At 40.2% G+C, this 21,358-nt stretch carries 17 protein-coding genes and 1 other RNA gene; 3 read left to right on the forward strand and 15 right to left on the reverse strand.

The window, feature by feature from the left end; all coding sequences use genetic code 11:
• Positions 1 to 135: 135 nt before the first annotated feature.
• The 6 genes from AC25Y5_RS07680 to ccpN form a co-directional block, all read right to left on the reverse strand.
• Positions 136 to 1,275, reverse strand: a complete 1,140-nt coding sequence (locus AC25Y5_RS07680; protein ID WP_482104649.1) for an acyl-CoA dehydrogenase family protein — start codon at positions 1,273 to 1,275, stop codon at positions 136 to 138.
• A gap of 93 nt (positions 1,276 to 1,368) precedes the next feature.
• On the reverse strand, positions 1,369 to 1,920 hold the full coding sequence (locus AC25Y5_RS07685) for a hypothetical protein (RefSeq protein ID WP_488139794.1): 552 nt from the start codon (positions 1,918 to 1,920) through the stop codon (positions 1,369 to 1,371).
• A 207-nt stretch (positions 1,921 to 2,127) separates the two neighbouring features.
• Positions 2,128 to 3,243, reverse strand: coding sequence for an RNA polymerase sigma factor RpoD (rpoD, locus tag AC25Y5_RS07690; RefSeq protein WP_482101833.1), 1,116 nt, complete (start codon positions 3,241 to 3,243; stop codon positions 2,128 to 2,130).
• Between the two features lie 34 nt (positions 3,244 to 3,277).
• Positions 3,278 to 5,092 carry a DNA primase gene (gene dnaG, locus AC25Y5_RS07695; protein ID WP_488139795.1) on the reverse strand — a complete coding sequence of 605 codons (1,815 nt, stop codon included), beginning with the start codon at positions 5,090 to 5,092 and terminating at the stop codon, positions 3,278 to 3,280.
• Between the two features lie 214 nt (positions 5,093 to 5,306).
• Complete coding sequence (locus AC25Y5_RS07700; RefSeq protein ID WP_488139796.1) at positions 5,307 to 6,122, reverse strand: pyruvate, water dikinase regulatory protein; 816 nt, start codon at positions 6,120 to 6,122, stop codon at positions 5,307 to 5,309.
• A 10-nt stretch (positions 6,123 to 6,132) separates the two neighbouring features.
• On the reverse strand, positions 6,133 to 6,762 hold the full coding sequence (gene ccpN, locus AC25Y5_RS07705; protein WP_482101836.1) for a transcriptional regulator CcpN: 630 nt from the start codon (positions 6,760 to 6,762) through the stop codon (positions 6,133 to 6,135).
• 314 nt (positions 6,763 to 7,076) lie between these two features.
• Here ccpN and AC25Y5_RS07710 point away from each other — a divergent pair, with 314 nt between their 5' ends.
• Positions 7,077 to 8,456, forward strand: a complete 1,380-nt coding sequence (locus AC25Y5_RS07710) for a glycine--tRNA ligase (protein WP_488139833.1) — start codon at positions 7,077 to 7,079, stop codon at positions 8,454 to 8,456.
• 233 nt (positions 8,457 to 8,689) lie between these two features.
• Here AC25Y5_RS07710 and AC25Y5_RS07715 read toward each other — a convergent pair whose 3' ends face one another.
• The gene (locus AC25Y5_RS07715) at positions 8,690 to 9,319 is read right to left on the reverse strand and encodes an HD domain-containing protein (RefSeq protein WP_488139797.1); all 630 of its coding nucleotides are present in this window, start codon (positions 9,317 to 9,319) and stop codon (positions 8,690 to 8,692) included.
• 148 nt (positions 9,320 to 9,467) lie between these two features.
• On the opposite strand from AC25Y5_RS07715, the gene AC25Y5_RS07720 reads away from it, so the two are divergent.
• Positions 9,468 to 9,677 (forward strand): cold-shock protein, encoded by a 210-nt coding sequence (locus AC25Y5_RS07720; protein WP_067210265.1) that lies wholly within the window; start codon positions 9,468 to 9,470, stop codon positions 9,675 to 9,677.
• Positions 9,678 to 9,717: 40 nt separating this feature from the next.
• Here AC25Y5_RS07720 and AC25Y5_RS07725 read toward each other — a convergent pair whose 3' ends face one another.
• Positions 9,718 to 9,906: a zinc-finger domain-containing protein gene (locus AC25Y5_RS07725; protein WP_488139798.1), complete on the reverse strand. Its 189-nt coding sequence runs from the start codon at positions 9,904 to 9,906 to the stop codon at positions 9,718 to 9,720.
• Between the two features lie 87 nt (positions 9,907 to 9,993).
• On the opposite strand from AC25Y5_RS07725, the gene AC25Y5_RS07730 reads away from it, so the two are divergent.
• Positions 9,994 to 10,383: a ribonuclease HI family protein gene (locus tag AC25Y5_RS07730; protein ID WP_488139799.1), complete on the forward strand. Its 390-nt coding sequence runs from the start codon at positions 9,994 to 9,996 to the stop codon at positions 10,381 to 10,383.
• A 26-nt stretch (positions 10,384 to 10,409) separates the two neighbouring features.
• Here the strand turns inward: AC25Y5_RS07730 and AC25Y5_RS07735 are convergent, their stop codons facing one another.
• From AC25Y5_RS07735 to rnpB, 7 genes are all read right to left on the reverse strand, one after another.
• Positions 10,410 to 11,000, reverse strand: coding sequence for a metallophosphoesterase family protein (locus tag AC25Y5_RS07735; protein WP_488139800.1), 591 nt, complete (start codon positions 10,998 to 11,000; stop codon positions 10,410 to 10,412).
• 151 nt (positions 11,001 to 11,151) lie between these two features.
• A complete protein-coding gene (locus AC25Y5_RS07740) occupies positions 11,152 to 11,973 on the reverse strand; it encodes a sulfurtransferase (RefSeq protein WP_488139801.1) in 822 nt (273 codons plus the stop codon).
• A complete protein-coding gene (locus tag AC25Y5_RS07745; protein WP_488139802.1) occupies positions 11,974 to 15,558 on the reverse strand; it encodes a dynamin family protein in 3,585 nt (1,194 codons plus the stop codon).
• 199 nt (positions 15,559 to 15,757) lie between these two features.
• On the reverse strand, positions 15,758 to 17,263 hold the full coding sequence (locus AC25Y5_RS07750; protein ID WP_488139803.1) for a carboxypeptidase M32: 1,506 nt from the start codon (positions 17,261 to 17,263) through the stop codon (positions 15,758 to 15,760).
• Positions 17,264 to 17,521: 258 nt separating this feature from the next.
• Positions 17,522 to 19,432 (reverse strand): ATP-dependent DNA helicase, encoded by a 1,911-nt coding sequence (locus AC25Y5_RS07755; RefSeq protein ID WP_488139804.1) that lies wholly within the window; start codon positions 19,430 to 19,432, stop codon positions 17,522 to 17,524.
• A gap of 63 nt (positions 19,433 to 19,495) precedes the next feature.
• A complete protein-coding gene (locus AC25Y5_RS07760) occupies positions 19,496 to 20,623 on the reverse strand; it encodes a THUMP domain-containing class I SAM-dependent RNA methyltransferase (protein WP_488139805.1) in 1,128 nt (375 codons plus the stop codon).
• A gap of 339 nt (positions 20,624 to 20,962) precedes the next feature.
• Positions 20,963 to 21,350, reverse strand: an RNA gene (gene rnpB / locus AC25Y5_RS07765) — RNase P RNA component class B.
• Positions 21,351 to 21,358 lie beyond the last annotated feature (8 nt).

Genomic DNA, 21,358 nt, shown 5'->3' on the forward strand with positions numbered 1-21,358 from the left:
ATACAGTTCACAACTATTATTGTACTGTATCTAATAGAAAACTGAAAGAGTTATTGCTGATCTTTTCGCCCTTTGTGACAAATTCGACAAATATTTCAGTTTAAATCAGCAAACTTCTCGGAATCCGATAAGTTCTTAACAGCCGATTAGTCTTGCAATGACCATTCGTTGGACTTCTGAAGTTCCTTCTCCAATTTCAAGAAGCTTTGCATCTCGCAAATAACGTTCGACCTCGTACTCTTTCATATAGCCGTATCCACCATGAATCTGTATTGCTTCACTTGCTACTTCCATAGCGATTTCTGAGGCATATAATTTACACATCGACGCCTCTTTTGAAAAAGCTCGTCCCTGGTCTTTCAACCAAGCTGCTTTATAGACCATATTACGCGCCAGTTCTATTTTCATTGCCATATCAGCCAACTTGAATTGCGTTATTTGAAATTCGGAAAGCGCTTTCCCGAATTGTTTACGTTCTTTCGAGTAGCGTAGTGCCCTATCAAACGCCGCCTGAGCGATTCCTAACGCCATAGCGCCAATCCCGATACGTCCGCCATCTAGAGTGACCAAGAACTGCCTGAAGCCGTTACCTTGGATGCCTAGAAGGTTCTCTTTCGGGACACGTACGTTTTCCAATACCAACTCCGTCGTATTAGAAGCATTAAGGCCCATTTTTTCATAATTATCGATAACCGTGAAACCTTCTGCATCGGTTGGCACAATAATCGCACTAATTTCTTTCTCCCCGCCTTTATTTCCTGTAATGGCAGTGATTGCGATGTGCTTAGCGTAGCTTGCATTTGTGATGAACACTTTTGAACCGTTGATGACAAAATCATCCCCGTCCAATTTTGCAGTCGTTTGCGTCCCCCCCGCATCGGATCCTGCATTAGATTCTGTCAAACCAAATGCACCAAAAGATTCCCCAGTACAAATTGGCGTCAAGTACTTATGTTTCTGCTCTTCCGTTCCGAACAGGTTGAGCGGTGCTCCTCCCAGAGATATGTGCGCGGAGTATGTAATACCCGTCGATGCACATGCGCGGCTTAGCTCCTCCGTGACAATGGCAAAACTTACCGTATCAGAACCTCCGCCTCCATATTCTTCCGAAAACGGCAAGCCCATCATTCCCATATCAGAAAGTTGCTTAAAAATTTCCACTGGAAACTCTTTAGTCCGATCGCGATCAATTGCACCGGGTGCAACAACTTCATCCGCAAACTCCCGAATCATTTTTCTAATCATCTGTTGTTCTTCAGTCAAATCGAAATTCAACATCTTCATCCCCTTTTTTGTGAACGCTTACAATTCCAATTATAACGAATTGTTTTCTGTTTTCACAGCAAATCTTGAAAGTTAGTTGGATTGTTAGAACGAAACGATTAGAAATCCGATGATTAAAAGCAAACCTACAATTCCAGAAATCGTCAAATACGCTAATTTGTGAAGACGACCGGCAATTAGCCAAAGTGAGCAGTTCAAAATGAGCAACCCAATGAGAAGCATTCTATTTCCTTCGAAAAAGACCATCCATAACTTGAGGGACATAAACAACAATAAGAAAGAAGCCAATATGTATAGTAAAGGAGTAATCCGCATTTGGACAGTTGATTTACGTAGTGTAGACAGTAGAAATAGAAAGATTACAAATGCTGCTAAAGATAGCGTCAGTATAGGATGATGGATAAAAACGAACATGCAAACGCTGATAAGAGTCGTTAACATGGTAAGCATAATAATTGTTCGGTTTAATTTCTTTTTTTCCTTAAGTAGTACTCCTTCGACAATTTTTATTTCATTTTCATCTTCACCTTGGGCGTACAGAGTGATAAGGAAATCACAGTAATGCTCAGGCAACAGCTTATTTTCTTTCCAATACTTAATTTCAGAAATAATCATCCTTTTTCGCTGTGGATTCATGGTCATAATCGCTCCTTGATGAATGTAGGGAGAAGCCAATGCAAAAGATCAGCTACTTGTTATCTGTGTAGACACAAAAGCACTAGAAGTTGCTAGCACTGATAAAGATAAAACCTTCAGGGTTGTATAACCTCCTAGTAAGATTTCTACAACTTCTTCGTAAGTAGTAAAAAAAACACCGGCAATAGTTATGCCGATGCCCGTTTATTATTCTAAGAAATCTTTTAAACGTTTACTTCTTGAAGGATGACGCAGTTTACGAAGTGCTTTAGCTTCAATCTGGCGAATTCGCTCACGTGTAACACCGAACACTTTACCAACCTCTTCAAGTGTTCTTGTACGACCATCGTCGAGACCGAATCGTAGACGAAGGACATTCTCTTCCCTGTCCGTCAATGTATCAAGTACATCTTCCAATTGTTCTTTCAATAGTTCATATGCAGCATGATCAGATGGAGATTGAGCCTCTGAGTCTTCGATGAAGTCACCAAGATGAGAATCATCTTCTTCCCCGATTGGCGTTTCCAAAGATACAGGCTCTTGTGCGATTTTTAGAATTTCACGTACTTTTTCAGCAGTCAAATCCATTTCTTCCCCAATTTCTTCTGGAGACGGTTCACGACCGAGATCTTGAAGCAATTGACGTTGAACCCGAATCAATTTATTGATCGTTTCAACCATGTGTACAGGAATTCGGATTGTTCGGGCTTGGTCTGCGATTGCGCGGGTAATTGCCTGACGTATCCACCATGTTGCATACGTACTAAATTTGAAACCTTTCGTATGATCAAACTTCTCTACTGCTTTTATAAGACCCATATTACCTTCTTGTATTAAGTCTAGGAACAACATCCCGCGTCCCACATATCTTTTTGCAATACTGACGACAAGACGAAGATTGGCTTCAGCAAGTCGCTTCTTAGCTTCTTCATCACCATCGAGAATTCGAATTGCGAGTTCAACTTCCTCTGCACCCGTCAATAAATCAACACGGCCGATTTCTTTCAAGTACATTCTCACTGGGTCGTTGATTTTAACACCTGGCGGTACACTAAGGTCATTCAGATCGAATTTCTCTTCCGGCACTGCTTTGCCATCTCCAGCTTCTTCGTCGCCCTTACGATCCATTTCAATGCCCTGCACTTCAATCAAATCGAGGAACTCTTCAAACTGTTCAGGTTCCATTTCAAAAACAGATAACTTTTCTGTAACCTCATCAAGAGTGAGTTCACCTGTTTTCTTTCCGGCTTCCAACAGGTTTGCTTTCACTTCTTCAACAGTCAATTCAATTTCCATATCTTCGGATTTCTCTTTTTTACTCATCTAACCCGTTCCTCCTTAGTACACCGGAATACGACTACAATGCCGTCAATGATTTCCGGAGCTGTATAATTTCCCTGGCCAGCTCCAGCGCCCGGGTATGATTCTTCATCTTTTCTGCTTCTTTTGACTCGTGCATTTTTGACTGAATTGATAAACTAATCCGATACTTCTCTAAATGAGTGATGCAATCAGAAATTTCTTCTTCGGCATGTTCAGGATCTCTTTCCACCATCGCGGAATCTAGTACAATTTTCCTGAGTTCACGGTCTTCCAATGATTCAGCAAATCTGTGAAAGTCAGGTGTTCCATGTTGTTCGTAAAATCCGGCTAGCCGGATGAAGATGGCGATATACCCTTCTCGAATGAACAAATTTTCCTTTTCCTCACGTAAACGGTCGAATAAGTCAACGTCACTTAAGAGATGGTACAACAATAAACGCTCAGCACGTTCTGTACCTGTCTTTTTCCGAACTGGAATCGTATTCTGTGGTTGGACTATCTCTTTGCCTTGCGGTTCTGTCTTAGCTCTTTTCGCCTGATTACCTGCCATTTTTATAAACTGCTGATTAATTGCCTCGACAGAAACACCTGTCACAGTTGACAGTTGTCGGATATAAAGATCCCGTTCTACTGGTGATGAACGCTTCGCCAATTCTTCCAGCACTTCATGGATATATTGCAATACATCGTTTTCATATGATAAGTTCTTGGATCGCTTAGCATATGCCATTATAAATGACATAAATGAATGTGGATTGCCAATAATCTTTTCGCGGAAAGATTCACCGCCATGCTCTGTGATATAGTCGTCAGGGTCCATTGTCCCCGGCAATAAAGCGATTTGAACGTCCATTCCTTTTTGCGTAACCATGCCAGCAAATCGTTTGGCTGCTTCCCATCCGGCATCGTCCCCGTCACAGCAGATGATAATATCTTTGGCAATTCTTTTTAATTTAAGAAGATGCGTGTCTGACAAAGATGTGCCCATTACTGCAACACTATTCATCACGCCAACTCGATCTGCGGATATCGTATCCATAAATCCTTCAAACAGTATTACTTTACCCGATTTCCGGACGTTAAGACGTGCATTGTGAAAATTGTATAAGATATGACTTTTTTCGAATATTGGTGTTTCAGGACTATTCAGGTATTTAGCGTCCTGTTTCATACCCGATATAGTCCGTCCGGAAAATGCCACAACGTTTCCAAAGTCATCACGGAGAGGAAACATAATACGTGCTCGGAATCTGTCGAAGTAGCCTGTCCCATCATCTTTCATGATACATAGTCCCGCTCGTTCCATTTCCATCATGTTGAAACTTTTACGTTTCAGAAGGCTTGATAAAGCTTCGTTATCATTAAGCGACCATCCGATTCCATATTTTTCGATATTCTCTCGCGTAAACCCTCTTTTTTCAAGATATTCTAATGCCGCCTCTCCTTCGACAGTGTTTAGTAAAAGGTGACTATAGAAATTTGTTGCAAGAGCGTGAGCTTCAATCATAGATTTAAATTCATTATTCGGTTTGACCCCGAATCCTTCGCTCACTACTGCATCAATTTCAATACCTGTACGCTCAGCGAGTTTAACGACAGCTTCAGTGAAGGGACTGTTCTCCATATCCATAACGAATGTAATTGCATTACCGCTGGCTCCACATCCGAAACAATGAAATAGTTGTTTATCTTCTGACACGGAAAAAGAAGGTGTACTTTCACCATGGAACGGACACAGTCCAAACCAATTCTTTCCCCTTTTTGTCAATTGAACATATTCCCCTATTAAATCCACAATATCAGTCTTCGATCGAACGGTTTCTATAGTCTCTTCTGGTATTCTAGTCAACTTATCACCAACCACTCTATCTAAGTATAAATTCTAGATAGTATTCAAAAATCCTTCATATTCGACAAATTATTTTCGATTATACTCGGAATCTTTCATATTACACTAATTGCATGACTTTATCCTATTACAAAGCTCATATTTGATAAAAAAACTTTAAATCATCCGCAAAAGAAGAACCGCCCTATTTAAACAGGTGGTCCTTCTGCAGATTTTATCGGTTGCGGTTCGTAATTTCGTTTAGTATAACATTTGCTGTTTCTTCAACAGCCCGATTTGTTACATCAATAACTGTACAGCCGATTTTCGAAACGACATTATTAAAATGATTGATTTCTGCTTCAATTCGATCAACTCGCGCATAATTCGCATCATCTTTTAAACCAAGTGCGATGAGTCTTTCCTTACGTATAAAGTTCAGCTTTTCAGGCGATATGACAAGTCCGAAGCATTTGTTTGGGTCAATGGAATACAACTCTTCCGGCGGATCTACTTCAGGTACTAAGGGTATATTGGCAACTTTATATCTTTTATGTGCAAGATACTGTGACAAAGGTGTTTTCGAAGTTCTGGAAACACCAATGAGAACAATATCGGCTCTTAAAATACCCCGTGGATCTCTACCATCATCATATTTCACGGCAAATTCAATCGCTTCAATTTGTTTGAAATAGTCTTCATCAAGTTGCCGGACAAGTCCCGGTTCCTCTAAAGGTTTCTCACCGAGTTCTATACCAATCCGTTTAATAATTGGACCAAGTAAATCTAGGCAATGAATACCTTTAAGATGACATTCTTCTTTCAGTTTCTGACACATCGTACTTTTTACTAGTGTATAAACAATAATCGCATTTTGTTGTTTCGCTAAATAAACGATTTCATTAAGTTGAGATTCATCATCAATATGTGAAAATCTTTTTATCGAAATAGTTTCAAGTCCTTGTTTGAATTGACTTGCCGCAGCTTTTGCAACAAGGTCGGCCGTTTCCCCGACTGAGTCGGAAACGATGAATAAAGTTAATCTTCTCATAGTATCCCCCTCATAATTCATGGTCATCCGCAAGTGAAAGGAAGGCTGCGGTAATATTCGTTTTGGTGATTCGGCCAACAACCTCAAGTCCGTCGCCGCTCTTATTAACAACTGGGAGTGAGTCTATTTGCTTATCTATCATTTTCTTTGCCACCTGAAGAAGCATATCCTGTTTTTCGCAGTACGTAATGTTTGGCATCCGGGTCATAATAACATGCACCGGTATTTTTTCTAATTCATTATTGCCGAGGCTTGTCCGTAACAAGTCCTTCCTTGAAAGAACCCCTGTAAGATGCGAAAATCCGTCGACAACGAATAAAGTTCCTACATCTTCAAGGAACATCTGGCAAATTGCGTCATAGACGGATATATTCTCTTCAACAACGACTGGAATAGATTGGAAATCACGTACCTTCATACCAATCATACTATCGGCCACCGATTGAGTGGGTCTCTTTCCTGAATAGAAATAACCTACACGGGGCCTAGCATCTAAAAAACCAGCCATTGTTAAGATAGCTAAGTCAGGACGGATTGTTGCTCTCGCAAGCTTAAGCCTTTCTGCAATCTGCTCGCCAGTAATCGGGCCATCAGCTTTAACGATTTCAAAAATCTCCGTCTGGCGCTTATTCAGTTCCATAAAAGTCACCGCCCTAAGCGTTCAATTGTTTATCCTTGATTATTATATACGAAGATGCCCGCTATTGCGAAGAAAGAGGAACCATGTTAATATGAAAGAGAACTAAATAGGCGAAGATGGGTTTATAAGTAATGTCAAATTAGAGCGAACGGGGACAGTGGAAGCCCGTAACGACGTGAAACGGCAACCTGGAGCTAATGCACTATTAAAGTGGGCTGTTTACGCAGTCAATTAGGGTGGAACCGCGGGTTATCATGCACTCGTCCCTGGACATATTGTCCAGGGATGGGTGCTTATTTTAATTGGAGGGATTAATTATGTCAATGGAACAAGTAGTTAACTTAGCGAAGCAAAGAGGTTTTGTTTTCCCAGGATCAGATATTTACGGTGGTCTCGCAAACACTTGGGATTACGGTCCACTTGGTATCGAATTGAAGAACAACATCAAGAAAGCATGGTGGCAAAAGTTCATTCAAGAATCGCCGTATAACGTCGGTCTTGACTCAGCTATTCTTATGAATCCTAAAGTTTGGGAAGCATCTGGTCATATCGGCAACTTCAATGATCCGATGATCGACTGCAAAAAATGCAACACACGTCACCGTGCAGACAAACTAATCGAAGATGCACTCGATGCGAAAGGTATTGAAATGATTGTCGACGGTCTGTCGTTCGACAAAATGGCCGAGCTAATCAATGAACACAAAGTTGCCTGTCCTACTTGCGGCGCTTTGGACTACACAGAAATCCGTCAATTCAACTTGATGTTCAAAACTTCACAAGGCGTTACTGATTCATCTGCAAACGAAATTTTTCTACGTCCTGAAACAGCACAAGGTATTTTCGTGAACTTTAAAAACGTTCAGCGTTCGATGAGAAAGAAATTACCTTTCGGTATTGCACAAATCGGAAAAAGCTTCCGTAACGAAATTACACCAGGGAATTTCACATTCCGCACGCGCGAGTTTGAACAGATGGAACTTGAGTTCTTCTGTAAACCCGGAGAAGACATGGAATGGTACGCGTTCTGGCGCGATTTTTCAAAACAGTGGTTATTGAACCTTGGTTTAACAGAAGACAATATGCGTCTGCGTGAACATGATGAAGATGAACTCTCCCACTACTCGAATGGGACTGTTGACATCGAATACAAATTCCCTTTCGGCTGGGGTGAACTATGGGGCATTGCGAACCGTACTGACTTCGACCTAAAACGGCATATGGAACATTCCGGTGAAGATTTCCACTACCTCGACCCTATAACGAACGAGAAGGTCGTTCCTTATTGTATTGAACCTTCTCTAGGTGCAGACCGTGTAACACTTGCGTTCCTTTGCGATGCGTTCGCTGAAGAGGAACTGGAAGGCGACGACAAACGGACAGTTCTCCGTTTCCACCCAGCATTAGCACCTGTTAAAGCTGCAGTTTTGCCTTTGTCAAAAAAACTCGCGGATGGTGCGGATGAAGTTTACGCCGAACTACGCAAGCATTTCAACGTCCAATACGATGATTCACAATCTATCGGTAAACGCTATCGCCGTCAAGATGAAATCGGTACACCGTTTTGCGTTACGTACGATTTTGATTCCGAAGAAGATCGTCAAGTAACTGTTCGTCACCGCGACTCTATGGAACAAACACGTATGCCCATTACTGAAGTAAAAGATTACATTGCAAAACAGCTTGAATTTTAATGTTAGCTAGTACAAAATGACACACATAAAACAATAGAAACTACCTGGCCGCCAAATCTCATTGGTGTCAGGTAGTTTTTCTTTAAAGATAGCTGATTATGTTCTTCAGTTTCAATGGAACGCATGATTAGACGCTCTGTATCGATAAACAGCTTTCCCCCTCATCATTTCTACTATATTAATGCAATGAGATATTTTTGTATCAATGTTCGTAACGAGGCGAAATACTACCATCAGCTGCCGATTTCCCTTTCTAACTGATTCAAAAAACCCACCATATAGTCATGTCGCTGTTGTGCGAGTCTTTCCCCTCCTATTGTCACCATCAAATCTTTTAACAGTAATAACTTTTCGTAAAAATGTGTAACTGATGCTGTTTCCTTGCTACGATATTCTGCTTCGGACATATTTTTACGTATGATCTCATCTGTGTCATACAACTTTCTTCCCCTTGCTCCGCCGAACGCAAATGTTCGTGCAATCCCGATAGCTCCGATTGCGTCAAGCCGATCTGCGTCACGCACGATAGCCCCTTCGATGGATGTGATATCTATCGCATTCCCCCCACTGAATGATACAGTAGCAATACAATCCTCCACTTTTTGAGATAGTTCACCATTAGCACCAATAGACTGTAAAATTTCCAAAACGGAAGGATTTTCATTCGTTTTGTATTTAGCATCTTCTATATCGTGTAACAATACAGCAAAACGGACAACGTCCTGATTAACAGACGGTTCATGAATCATAATTTCTTCCGCATTTCTCATTACACGTTCAATATGTGCAAAGTCATGACTTGCATCAAAACTGTCATATATACCCTTAACAATATTCCTGCATTTCACAATTAGTTGTTCCATTCAACCACTCCTGTAATATATTTAATATTTAAATAAAATTATGTCTGAATAATTAGGCATCTCATTGACGCACAATGTCGATTCATGTATAGTAAATACATCCATGCGTTTGATGGATAGGACATCGAATCGCCGAGGAGGAATGTACATGTACCAGGGAAAAGTGAAATGGTTCAGCAATGATAAAGGTTATGGTTTCATCGAAGCGGATGACGGAGAAGATGTGTTCGTCCACTTTACCGGTATTCTATCTGAAGGCTTTAAAACGCTTGATGAAGGACAGTCCGTATCTTTCGAAATCATCGAAGGGAACCGTGGTCCTCAGGCAGCGAATGTCTTAAAACTTGGTGATGAATGATTGAATGCAAAATCCCGCTGATGTAATTTCCAGCGGGATATTATTTTGTTATTTTATTCATTTCCTGACCTAGAAACTTAAGCTGTTCACCGATTGTACACGTGGTAATACAAAACTTGTGCGATCCTGGCTTCCCTTTTTCTTTTGACAGTTGCGTTTTAAGGAAACAGCCTTCACAATAGGTATCCAAAATTCCATCTATGTCATTCATGATGATTGTCTTATCCATTATAGAACCTCCCAAAAACACGATTCATTAATTCTAATACGCTTTGTAAATTGGTGCAACCATCTTAGATGATCGAGGTGTTACTAAATGATTGAATTATACGTTGATGGTGCAAGTGCGGGAAACCCTGGGAAAAGCGGAATCGGCATTTTCATAAAAGGTGAAGGTCATTTAATTAAGTTATCTGAACGCATTAATCCAACAGATAATCACACCGCAGAGTTCCTAGCACTATTACGCGGTGTGGAAGAGACAGCTAAATTGACATCTGGCGTAGTATCAGTGCGTTCGGATTCACAAGTAGTCGTCATGGCCGTTGAAAGAGAATTTGTCAAAAACGAAATCCATAAAGAGTACTTGAAGAAAATACTAGAAATTGCTAATAAGTTTGACTTCTTTTTCATCAAATGGATTCCCGATTCCGAAAACCGTGCCGCAGATGCACTTGCGCGAGAAGCTATTCACAAAAAAGACTAAACAGATTCTGTTCAGTCTTTTTTTTATTATGCTTTCAAAAAGGTAACTGTACTATTCAACAAATCATACAGGACCCATTCGCGTTCATCTTTTACAGCTCCTACATTTACAAGATTATTTTCCCCGCTAACATCATAAGGGACGTCAAATTTAATTTGTTGGTGAATCCCATTATGCATTATTCCGGATGTGTGGCTATGTCCATAAAATACTAGGGATTTATCCGCTTCCTTGAAGATAGGCAAACGCGGCTCCCCACTCCACTTCCATTGATGCCCATGGATGATTTTGGCGCGATGAATATCAAGTGTCTCTGGCATTGTTGCTAATTTTTCTCTGAGGGGATTTTCTGTTTCAGTGATTAAAACAATTCTTTCTTCTTGATTTCCTCTGACTGAGAGGAATGGTAGCAGCTCAGTAAAACCCTCCGGAATAATCATTACGTCTTGAAGCTTCGTAAATTTCTTTTCCGTGATATCTCTTTTACTAATTATGCACTCATACAAATCTCCTGTGCCAACAATAGTTGCTTCAGGTGATTTTACTACAATATCAGCGAGTACTTTTTCTAAATCTTCTTTTGATGAATGGATATCTCCAAGTAATGCATAATACAAATTTGTTTCCTCCATATCTTACTAATACACCTTAATTAAAAACCTTCTGTGTCAGCCCACTCGCCAATCCATTTATAAGCATTCTTCAATGTGTAGAATGGTCGGTTCTACTTCATTTACTCATTTAAAATACTTTTGTCACAGGGATAACTTATCCTCGTTCAACTTCCGTCCCCACGCGTGAAATCCAATCACTGTAGCTACCAATATACAAACGGACAAATTCATAACCTTGCTGTTTAAGCATGGCATATAGTGGTGCTGCCGTTACGCCGCTTCCACAATAAACAGTTACCTGGTCGTTCGAACCAACAACCTTGTTCAATTCCATTTTAACTGCTTCATCTATTTTGAAAATACCCGATTCTTTTAGTTGTTCCCAGTCAAAGTTCAATGCCCCCGGAATCCGGCCGGCAATTGGGTCAAGAGGTTCCGTTTCGCCACGGAACCTCTCCGCTGATCGAGCATCTAGAAGGATATTAGCCGTTTTACCAGCGACCGTTTCTTCAACAAAATTTCTGGGAGCATAGATTGCTTCGTCCCATTCAGGTATTACGGAACTCGGTTGTGGCTGTGGTCTATTATTATCTACCGGAATGCCTGCCTCTTTTATCGCATCGAAACCTTCAAGCACAATAAATGACTTTTTGAATCCTGCATATTGTAATAACCACCATGCTCGTGCTGCAAATGGACTTCCCCCATCATCGTAAACGACGATTTGGTCATCGATGGATAATCCACTAACTCTGAAAAGCCTAGTGAGTGCTTCCTTCTCAGGTAATGGATGCCTTCCTGCCATTTTCGTCATATCAGACAAATCATGTTCAAGATTCCAGTAAATTGCACCTACTACATGATTTTCATCGAATTTCCGCTGTCCTTCGGTTGCATCTTTCAATGAAAAGCGGGTGTCTACCCATTTCGTCAATTCATAATTAATGTCTTCTACTGAAACAAAAACGTTTGGCACTCATACCAGCTCCTCTACTTGTATTTCCTCGTAAATAGTACGCCATACGCCCAGTTGCTCTGTGCTTTGAAGTAGTGTCCGTTCGGAAGTGATTTGATTCAGACTTTCTTTCAGCAAGTGTTGTCTAAGTCCTTCCGCCTCACTGTCAATCCATTGATCAGTCCACTTTTCAAGGAGTTCTTTTTCTTTCTCCAAGTACGTAGATGCATCTGTTTTCAGCAACTCTTCAAGCCTGTTTTTCAATATATCTCTTTCTCCACGCTCAAAGAAGGATTTTGGATTTTTAAATAATCTGTTCACACTGTTATAAACGTTCGGGTCCTCGAATGGTGTTTCAAATGATAACATATCAGCATCTTGCGATTCATACGGTGATGGCGCAATCGATCTGTCCATATCGTTTAATTTGATAAATTCCATCCGTTGGCGTTCATTTAACTGCTTTTTCATAAAATTGAGCATCCGTAAATTAGTCACTCTCAGTTCCTGTGTCAGATCAAATCCAATCATTTGAACAGTTTCAGCAAGCGCTCCCTTCAATGCCCGATCTGCCGAATTATTGACGAAGACGGATGGATTGTATGCCTCTTTAAAGAAATCACCGAAACGTAAAAATACACGTTGTAAAATATAGTAGACGAGTTCACTCAGCTCATTATGTGCAGATTTCGTAAGTACTGTTGTAAACTTTAATGCACAATGTTGACGTATTTCTCCTTCAAGCTTGTTCAATTCTGCTAACCTTTCCGCTTTTCTTGTCATGTTCGTCTCAGTTCTCGTTATCAGCGAAGAAAGGCGTTCGATTGTTTTCATCGTTTCTTCTTTGAGCGCTTGGACCGCGAGCCCCTTCAATTCATGTTCAAGAAAATGATGGAATTCAACTTCAAATGGCGCCATGAACTCATCCATTTGATTTTCCAATTTCGCTTCAAGTGCCTGCAAGCTAGAAATACCATGGACCCTCGGATTTCGAATACCGAATTTCCTAAGTTCATCACCAACGAAATTCTTGACCTCATTTGCCTCTACCTTATTGGAAGCTAAATCAATCGCATTCACAATGAAAAACATCTTGTCGAGTTCGAATGCATCTTTCACTCGTCCGAGTTGAACGAGGAATTCCCTGTCTGCCCTTGCAAATGCATGGTTATAGTATGTGACGAAAAGAATCGCATCTGCGTTTCGAATGTACTCAAATGCAACATCCGTATGGCGAGCATTGATAGAATCAGCTCCTGGTGTGTCAACCAGTGTAATTCCTTTTCGAGTCAATTCACAGTCATAGAAAAAGTCAATTGATTCGACAAAACAGCTTCGGTCTTCTTCTGCTACAAATTTGACGAATTCCTCTCGATCAACATTAATTACTGTACCGAGCATCTCTTTGTAAATGGAGTATCCTTTTTTGAAGGCGGTAATAAAAGCTTTATGAATGTGATAGCTTTCATCAGTCAATTCCGAATTTAGTGCACCGTCCGCATTTTGAAATGCATCTTCCAGAGACACCGCGACGATACCAAGCGCTTCGAAGGAACGTAAAACGTCTTCCATCATCCGTTCTTGTGTTTTCAGTAGAATATCAGCCGTTCTATCTTTTTTCCCTGGAGAAATTGGGCGAATCCTGTTTATGGCTGCTGTAGTTGGATTTGGAGAAACCGGTAATATATTTTCTCCCAGTAATGCATTGGAAAAAGATGACTTTCCAGCGCTGAATGCACCAAAAAGTGCAACCGTAAACTCTTGCCCATCTAGTCTGTCTGCTTTTTTACGTAAATAATTAGCAGTTTCTAGAAAACCCGGAATCGATTCAACAGCATTTCCAATGTGATTGGCTTGACTGACAACAGATGCCGAATTATCCATTACTTCATAAATTTGTTCGTCTTTTTCAAACGGGGTTTCTACTTCATCACTTATTATTATTTCTTCTGCTTCGTTAAATTCAATAAGTTGTAGTTTTTCTTTTGTTTTCCACTGCTTGAGCAGTACTTCAACCTCTTCGGCCGGTGCGTCCTTTGCATAATCCAGTTTTGCCAATTGGTTTGCAACCTCATTGACTTGTTTGATTGCATATAATTTCTCATTCAAACGATAAACTTTCTGCTCTAGACTACCCGATTGCTCATCTCCATTCTTCAATGCAATTTGAGCCATAACATGTTTCCATTCATCGGTTATTCTGCGAAAAGCGGTATGAATAGTTGTTTTCATCCGTTCCGCATAATTTAGCACTGTATCTCCTGTAATTGTATCCGAAACATTGAATTCATTCTCAATATCAGCGAATGGTATCTCCATGTCGATTCTATCAATCTCAAGCGATCTGTCATCCGTTAAAATACCTGCGTCTTTTAATGACTTTTTCATAAGTGTTTTTAGATGAACTTCAATCTGAGCGTGTACGAGTTTACCCATATTATCAGCAAGTGCAATTTTTCGGCGTTCTCTTTCTTCCGCGGTTTTTTTTGCGCCAAACAGGATACCGACTTTAAAGCGAGACGACAATGACTCCAAATATGCTTTCAACAGTTCTCGTGTTTCGTATGGAGTAATTGCCGCAACCTGCAGCAAGGCATTCCTCTCTGTTTCAAACGAGCTAGAAAATGCATCTCCCGAAAGTAGGTTTAGCATTTTCTTCGCCTCTGAAGTTTCTTTCTCTAATTCCTCTTGCATAGCCCATTCATCTTCAGTAACGATCTCAGCAAAGTTATTTTTCCGCTCTATAATTTCATCAGATAAAAATTGTTTGTGCTCATCCTTTAATTTCAATAGGATCTGCCTAGCATTTTTCACGAGTTTCTCTTGCGAGTTTTCCATTGAACTGTCAACAATGGATAACACATCACTAAAATCATTGAATGGATGCTTTAAGTCTTTCAATGAAGTATAAAAAATTCCTTTGGGTATGACACCCCACATGCTAAATGAATCCTCGACTGACTTTTTAAAATCTACAAATGGCAATTCACTATCTCGATGTTTATCAATTTGGTTAATGATTAAGTAGACGTTCTCGTTGTACCGCATTAACTCTTTAGTGAAACGGAAATTCAATTCCGATTGCACATGATTATAATCCATTGTGTAAAATACCAAATCGGCTAGATGAAGAGCGGACTCTGTGGATAGACGGTGCGCGTCATCAGTCGAATCAACGCCTGGTGTATCCATAACAGTGATTCCTTCTGGTAAATTGGAATCCGTGTGACCGATTTCAACAAGTGAAACCGCCACTCCATCCTTACTGAACGATTTTATGGCTGCAGGAAAACCGTGACCGCCATATTTTACGGCTGTGCCATCTGTCATATGAATAACAGCATAATCGGAGGCTGTTTTACTTATTTTGACGATATTGGCGCTCGTAGGTATTGGGCTCGACGGTAATAAATCTTCTCCTGTCAAAGCATTGATCATTGAAGACTTACCAGCAGAAAAATGTCCTGCAAATCCAATCGTGTATTCTTTATCAATTAGTTTTTTAGCGAATAACACGGTCTTTTTATACCGGTCTTCGTCGTCATTCTTTTTAAATAAAAGTCCATATTCAGCTGATTCTTGTATAAGTTTATCCAATTCTGGCATTTAAGTCTCGATCCCTTCGTCAATTTCTCTTCTTATCATACCATTTTCGACGTCGATATTATGTACAAATTTTTCTGCCAATACTTTTACTATTCTTGCATGAGTTTTATATTTTACAGATGACCTTGGCATAAGGTCTATTAGAATAAAAGCAATCCCATTTGGCGCTGTTTGCCAACATTCGAGATTGCTTTTACTGTTATAGTTTATAAAGTCTTGTATATTTCTCTTCCAGGTAATCTGCCAGGTATTTAGCATTTAATCCTTCACCCGTCGTGTCTCTGATAATGTCAAGTGGCTTTTTCATCTTACCGAATTTATGGACATGCTCCGTCAGCCATTCAAGAATCGGTCCGAATTCACCTGTAGCGCATAACCCATCGAAATTAGGAAGATCTTTTAACATAGCGACTTTCAACTGTGCTGCATACATATAACCAAGCGCATATGAAGGGAAATAACCGAACGATCCACCGGCCCAATGGACATCTTGCAAAACACCTTCACCGTTATTTTCGGGACGGATTCCAAGGTACTCTTCGTATTTATCATTCCAAATTCCTGGTAGATCCTTCACTTCGTAATCGCCGTTGAATAATCCTTTTTCGATTTCATAACGAATCATGATATGAAGCGGATAGGTCAATTCGTCTGCTTCAATCCGAATGAGGGACGGTTTTGAAACATTGATTGCACGGAGAAAGTCTTCGAGCGCAACATCTTCAAACTGTTCAGGTGATTCCCTTTTCAATAAATTGAAATTATACTTCCAAAAGTTTTCATTATGACCAACAAATTGTTCATAAAACAGCGATTGTGATTCATGGATTCCCATTGAAGTTCCATCTGCAACTGGTAAACCTTCTAATTCCATACTAATATTTTGCTCATATAGTGCATGCCCACATTCATGAATCGTCCCGAACACAGCCGAACGAAAATCATTTTCATCGTACTTTGTTGTAATACGGACGTCGCCGATATTTATGCCTGTTGCAAATGGATGAACGGTTTCATCCAAACGACCCGCTTCAAAATCGTAGCCAAGTTGTTTCAATACCTCACGACTGAACGATTTCTGATTTTCTTTCGAGAAATGTTTGAATAGAAAAGACGTATCGGGTTGATTATCCAGCTCTGAAATTTTCTTTACCAACGGCACAATTGTTTCCTTCAGTTGGTTAAAAACCTCATCGATAATATCCGTTGTCATCCCCGGCTCGTATTGATCGAGAAGTATATTGTAAGCATTATCACCTTCATTGCCCCAATAGCCGATAAACTTTTTCGTAGTTGCCACAATTTCTTCAAGATATGGGAGGAACATATCAAAATCGGATTTATCTTTTGCCTCTTCCCAAGCCGATTCTGATTGAGAAGTCAGGACAACAAATTCACGATATTCTTCTGCAGGGATTTTTTCACTCAAGTCGTAGACTTTTTTCACTTCTTCAACCGTTTTTAATAATATCGGGTTAAGCGTTTCTTTTCTATTGCCAAGTTCCTTTAGATAACCCTTCATTTCTGCAGATACACTCAATTTGAATAGCTCCGTAGACAAGGTGCCAACAGCTTCCGATCTCGCTGAAATCCCTTTTTTCGGCGCTCCTGTACGCATATCCCAATACATGATTGAAATCGCTTCCGAATATGCACTCATTTTTTTTAACAACGCCACAAAATTCTCTTCAGTAGACAAATTCATTCCCCCTCTTTTACTATATTGGACTCAATACTATCATAATTTGGTTAAATATAGTTTTCCAAATGAATATCGTTGCTAGTATATCTTCAGATTCACTAAGTAATATTCTAAACCCTCTATATTTATTACCCTCAATCTAGACAATTCATTGTATCAACCTACTTATTTCAATCAACTAAAAAGGACGCCCAACTGGACGTCCTCGTTTGTTAATTGAAAAACCTTATATGATATACATTGAAAACCCTGGCTATAATCTTAGTTCGTCATCTTCATTTTCACTGGGAAAATACCTTCAATTTCCGCTTTCATTTCTTGTTCTTTTCCTTCAAGCAGAAGGTGAACTGTCCCTGAATCATCCGATGTACGTATAAGACGTCCCGCCCCCTGGCGTAATCTAAGCAACATGAAGGGTACATCTACTTCACGGAATGGATCAGCAGCATACTGGCGTCTCGCGTCGAACAATGGATCTGATGGCGGTAATGGTAAGTCATAAATAATGACTCGCGTTAAAGCATCTTGAGGAATATCAAGTCCTTCCCATAAATGGTAAGAGCATAAAACAGGAACTATTTTTTGTTGAAAATCACGTACGATTGAAGATAATTCCCTCTCTCCCTCGAATGCGATGTTTTTTTTCCACTCTACAGGTACTTTTTCCTTGAATTGATTCATTGCCCGCTCTGATTTAAAGAGAATTAGTGTTTGTTTACCATCTTTTAAGAGCTCAAGTGCTTGTTTTGCTTTCCCACCCGCTTCAACATCTGTTGCCAGCACTTCCATTACTTCATCATAATCAAATGGAGAATCCACAGAAAATGATAGGTAGTCATGAATGCCCAGCCCGTCAGCTAAATAGTTAAACGTTTCACCAACCGATAAAGTTGCTGATGAAAAAACAATCGGGGTATTCGATGAAAACAGTTTTTCCCTCAATATATCTGTTACAAGACGCGGCATAATAACGAGCGTCGATTCGTCTTGACGGTTCTCAAGCCAGTCTACTGCGTCATTATTAGAAGTAAAGAGTTCCATCGAGTAGATATATTGATCTAGGTATTCTTCGACCATTCTCAAATCGTATTCCGGAATAATATACAATTCACCTTCGAAAACGAATTCTTCAAGAAGTGCATTTGAAATCTTCACTACCTCTTTACCGATTTCAATAAGAGCCGGTGCTTTTTCGATTGCTCTACGTTCATTACCGGTTTCATCCGCGTGAACATTCAGCAATGCAAAAAATGCTTCATGAGAATCAATTAAACGTTCCATGAGTAGAAGAGTTGTTTCTCTTATACGATCAACCATTATTCGCTCTAGCAAATTTAATAGGGTACTGTTTTGAACCTCATATGTCAATGCCCGCTGTGCTGAATATTCAAGAAGATGGCCTTCGTCGAATACAATCATAGATACTTCAGGCAATAACGGTAACTGTCCCTGACGTTTCCGAGAATCTTTCGTCCAAATATGTTCCATATATGAATCGTGTGAGCAGATAATTAGTTCAACTGCTTCACGATAATGATTTCGGTGAATAGTTTGACCGCATCGGTTTCGGATATCACATGCAGCACATTGCTGGATGGGGTGAAAATTCACTGTCTTCCATTCTTCATCACTCATGTCCGGATAATCTGAACGCACACCATAAGGACCTATTGATTGTAAAGATGCATTACCATAAACGAAATCTGGTAGTCCATCAGCTAAGACATCAATATAATCCTCATCAATCGTATTACCTGCTTCTTCTAAACGTTTTAGACAGAGATACTGATCTCGTGATTTGGCTAAGCGTACATCTATATCAAGACCAAGTGCTTCACTAATTTTACGAATATCACCGTCTTCTTTTACAAGCTGATCGATGAGAGTTTCATCCGCACATGATATGAGGGCTGGTTTACCTGTATAACGAGCATAGGCAATTGCGGGGAGCAGATAAGCGATTGTTTTCCCTGTACCTACACCTGCTTCAGCGAACAATACCTTCTTTTCCTTCAATGCCTGCTCAATTTGGAAAGCCATATAAATTTGTTCATCCCTGCATTCAAAACCTTTTTCAGTTAGATCATCGTACAATGTATCCCCTATCCAATCATTCAAGGATTCATAGAACGATTTTTCTTTTGATAACGGGAATGGCATCTTACTTTTCATCGTATACCCCTTCCTATTTACATGCAAAAGGAAGAGGAGTTTCCCTCTTCCGCATATTATCAGTTATTGACGTTGTCCCCAGAATTGATACAAGTCAGTTCTAATAAAACCATTGAATAATTTTCTCTTTTTCGTTGCTCGATGACCGTATAGTTTTTCATAGTTTTCTAATGAAGACAACATATAAACTGACCACGAAGGATAATTTTTCATTACTCGGCCAAGTTCGTGCGTAATTTCTTCGGCTTCTTCAACTTCACCAAGTCGTTCACCATATGGTGGATTTCCGACCATTACGCCATTTAAGCCGTCCACAGTCAAATCCCGTACATCACACGTCTGCCATTTGATCAAATCTGCAAACCCAGCACCCGCTGCATTTTCCCGTGCGACGTTAATCATTCTCGGATCATAATCTGACCCTGTAATATCAAGTGGCTGATCATATTTCGCGACATCTTCCGCTTCTTCCCGAACCTGATCCCAAATATTTTTGTTGATCCACGGCCACTCTTCACTTAGGAACTCGCGGTTGTATCCCGGTGCAATGTTTTGCCCTATCATCGCGGCTTCTATCGCAATTGTTCCTGAACCGCAGAACGGATCAACGAAAGGCCGATCAGGATTCCAGCGTGAAATTTTCACCAGTGCCGCTGCTAATGTTTCTTTTAATGGTGCATCACCTTGCGCGAGTCTGTAACCGCGTTTATGCAATCCTGTTCCACTTGAATCAATTGTCAATGTCACTTTATCTTTTAAAATTGATACTTCTAATTTGAATAAAGGACCCGATTCATCAAAAAAACCGATTCTTTTATAAGCAATTTTTAATCGTTCTACAATCGCTTTTTTCACAATTGCTTGGCAATCAGGAACACTGTACAATGTAGATTTTACTGATTTACCTGCAACTGGGAATTCAGCGTCGACCGGCAGAAAACGTTCCCATGGAATTGCCTTCGTCTGCTCGAAAAGTTCATCGAATGTTGTAGCTTGGAACTCGCCCGCAACTATTCGAACACGGTCCGCTACGCGAAGCCACAAATTTGTTTTCGCAATCGCCAATTCATCGCCTTGGAAATAAATTTTACCGTTTTCTGAAGTTGTTTTAAACCCAAGTGCTTTTACTTCATCCGCAACAAGTGATTCAAGTCCCATTGCAGAGGTTGCTACTAATTTAAATTCAGTCATGCGTTTCCAACTCCAATCCTATACCTTCAATCATACCCATAAATTCATACCTTTTTTAATAAAAAAACAAATTAATTGCATTTCCTTGAAAATATAACTAGATTCTGAAATAGGCTTGCTCATTAAACATCCTAACAAATCCAACTGTATTTACCGAAGCCTTAAAACGTAAATACATATCAAAATTAGATGTATTCTCCGCATTCAAACCACCACTTAAAGGCGATAAGACTTTCTCTAGATAAATTCCAACATAACTTTTTCACTCATTAATTTTCCAAAAGAAAAGCTCCCCATGTTTCAGGAGAGCAATCATTGTAATAATAATACCATAGGAAATTCGATAAGCCATGTTTTGTTCCCGTGTACTCAAACGGCTTGCGCCTCGTACTAAGGGTGGTAATCATCTATCTACAAGCAAAAAATTGCTTGTCTCTTCCTCAGTTCATTTCCTTCGGAAGAGTGCCCCTACCATAGTTTGGGTTTCTCACTCGTGGGGTTTACCGCGTTCCATCTGACCCGTTTCCGAATCAGCTACGTCACTGTGGCACTGTTCAGGGAACCTCATCCATATCCGAAGACTTAGGATTTATTCCCGCCGTCAACGCGCGATGCGCGATGCCACGGCTTATTCTTTCGCCGAGCACGAACACTACGGTCATCTCAGATCCGTGTGAGCATGGACTTTCCTCTACAACATAGGATGTTGCAGCGATTACCTAAATTTGCACTATG

It is taken from the genome of Sporosarcina sp. Y1011 (genome assembly GCF_057669885.1).

What these genes read in the sequence shown, in the direction of transcription:
- AC25Y5_RS07685 (WP_488139794.1), bottom strand. Translation starts at nt 1,920, where the DNA reads ATGAATCCACAGCGAAAAAGGATGATTATTTCTGAAATTAAGTATTGG.
- rpoD (WP_482101833.1), bottom strand. Translation starts at nt 3,243, where the DNA reads ATGAGTAAAAAAGAGAAATCCGAAGATATGGAAATTGAATTGACTGTT.
- AC25Y5_RS07700 (WP_488139796.1), bottom strand. Translation starts at nt 6,122, where the DNA reads ATGAGAAGATTAACTTTATTCATCGTTTCCGACTCAGTCGGGGAAACG.
- ccpN (WP_482101836.1), bottom strand. Translation starts at nt 6,762, where the DNA reads ATGGAACTGAATAAGCGCCAGACGGAGATTTTTGAAATCGTTAAAGCT.
- AC25Y5_RS07715 (WP_488139797.1), bottom strand. Translation starts at nt 9,319, where the DNA reads ATGGAACAACTAATTGTGAAATGCAGGAATATTGTTAAGGGTATATAT.
- AC25Y5_RS07720 (WP_067210265.1), top strand. Translation starts at nt 9,468, where the DNA reads ATGTACCAGGGAAAAGTGAAATGGTTCAGCAATGATAAAGGTTATGGT.
- AC25Y5_RS07725 (WP_488139798.1), bottom strand. Translation starts at nt 9,906, where the DNA reads ATGGATAAGACAATCATCATGAATGACATAGATGGAATTTTGGATACC.
- AC25Y5_RS07730 (WP_488139799.1), top strand. Translation starts at nt 9,994, where the DNA reads ATGATTGAATTATACGTTGATGGTGCAAGTGCGGGAAACCCTGGGAAA.
- AC25Y5_RS07745 (WP_488139802.1), bottom strand. Translation starts at nt 15,558, where the DNA reads ATGCCAGAATTGGATAAACTTATACAAGAATCAGCTGAATATGGACTT.
- AC25Y5_RS07750 (WP_488139803.1), bottom strand. Translation starts at nt 17,263, where the DNA reads ATGAATTTGTCTACTGAAGAGAATTTTGTGGCGTTGTTAAAAAAAATG.
- AC25Y5_RS07755 (WP_488139804.1), bottom strand. Translation starts at nt 19,432, where the DNA reads ATGAAAAGTAAGATGCCATTCCCGTTATCAAAAGAAAAATCGTTCTAT.
- AC25Y5_RS07760 (WP_488139805.1), bottom strand. Translation starts at nt 20,623, where the DNA reads ATGACTGAATTTAAATTAGTAGCAACCTCTGCAATGGGACTTGAATCA.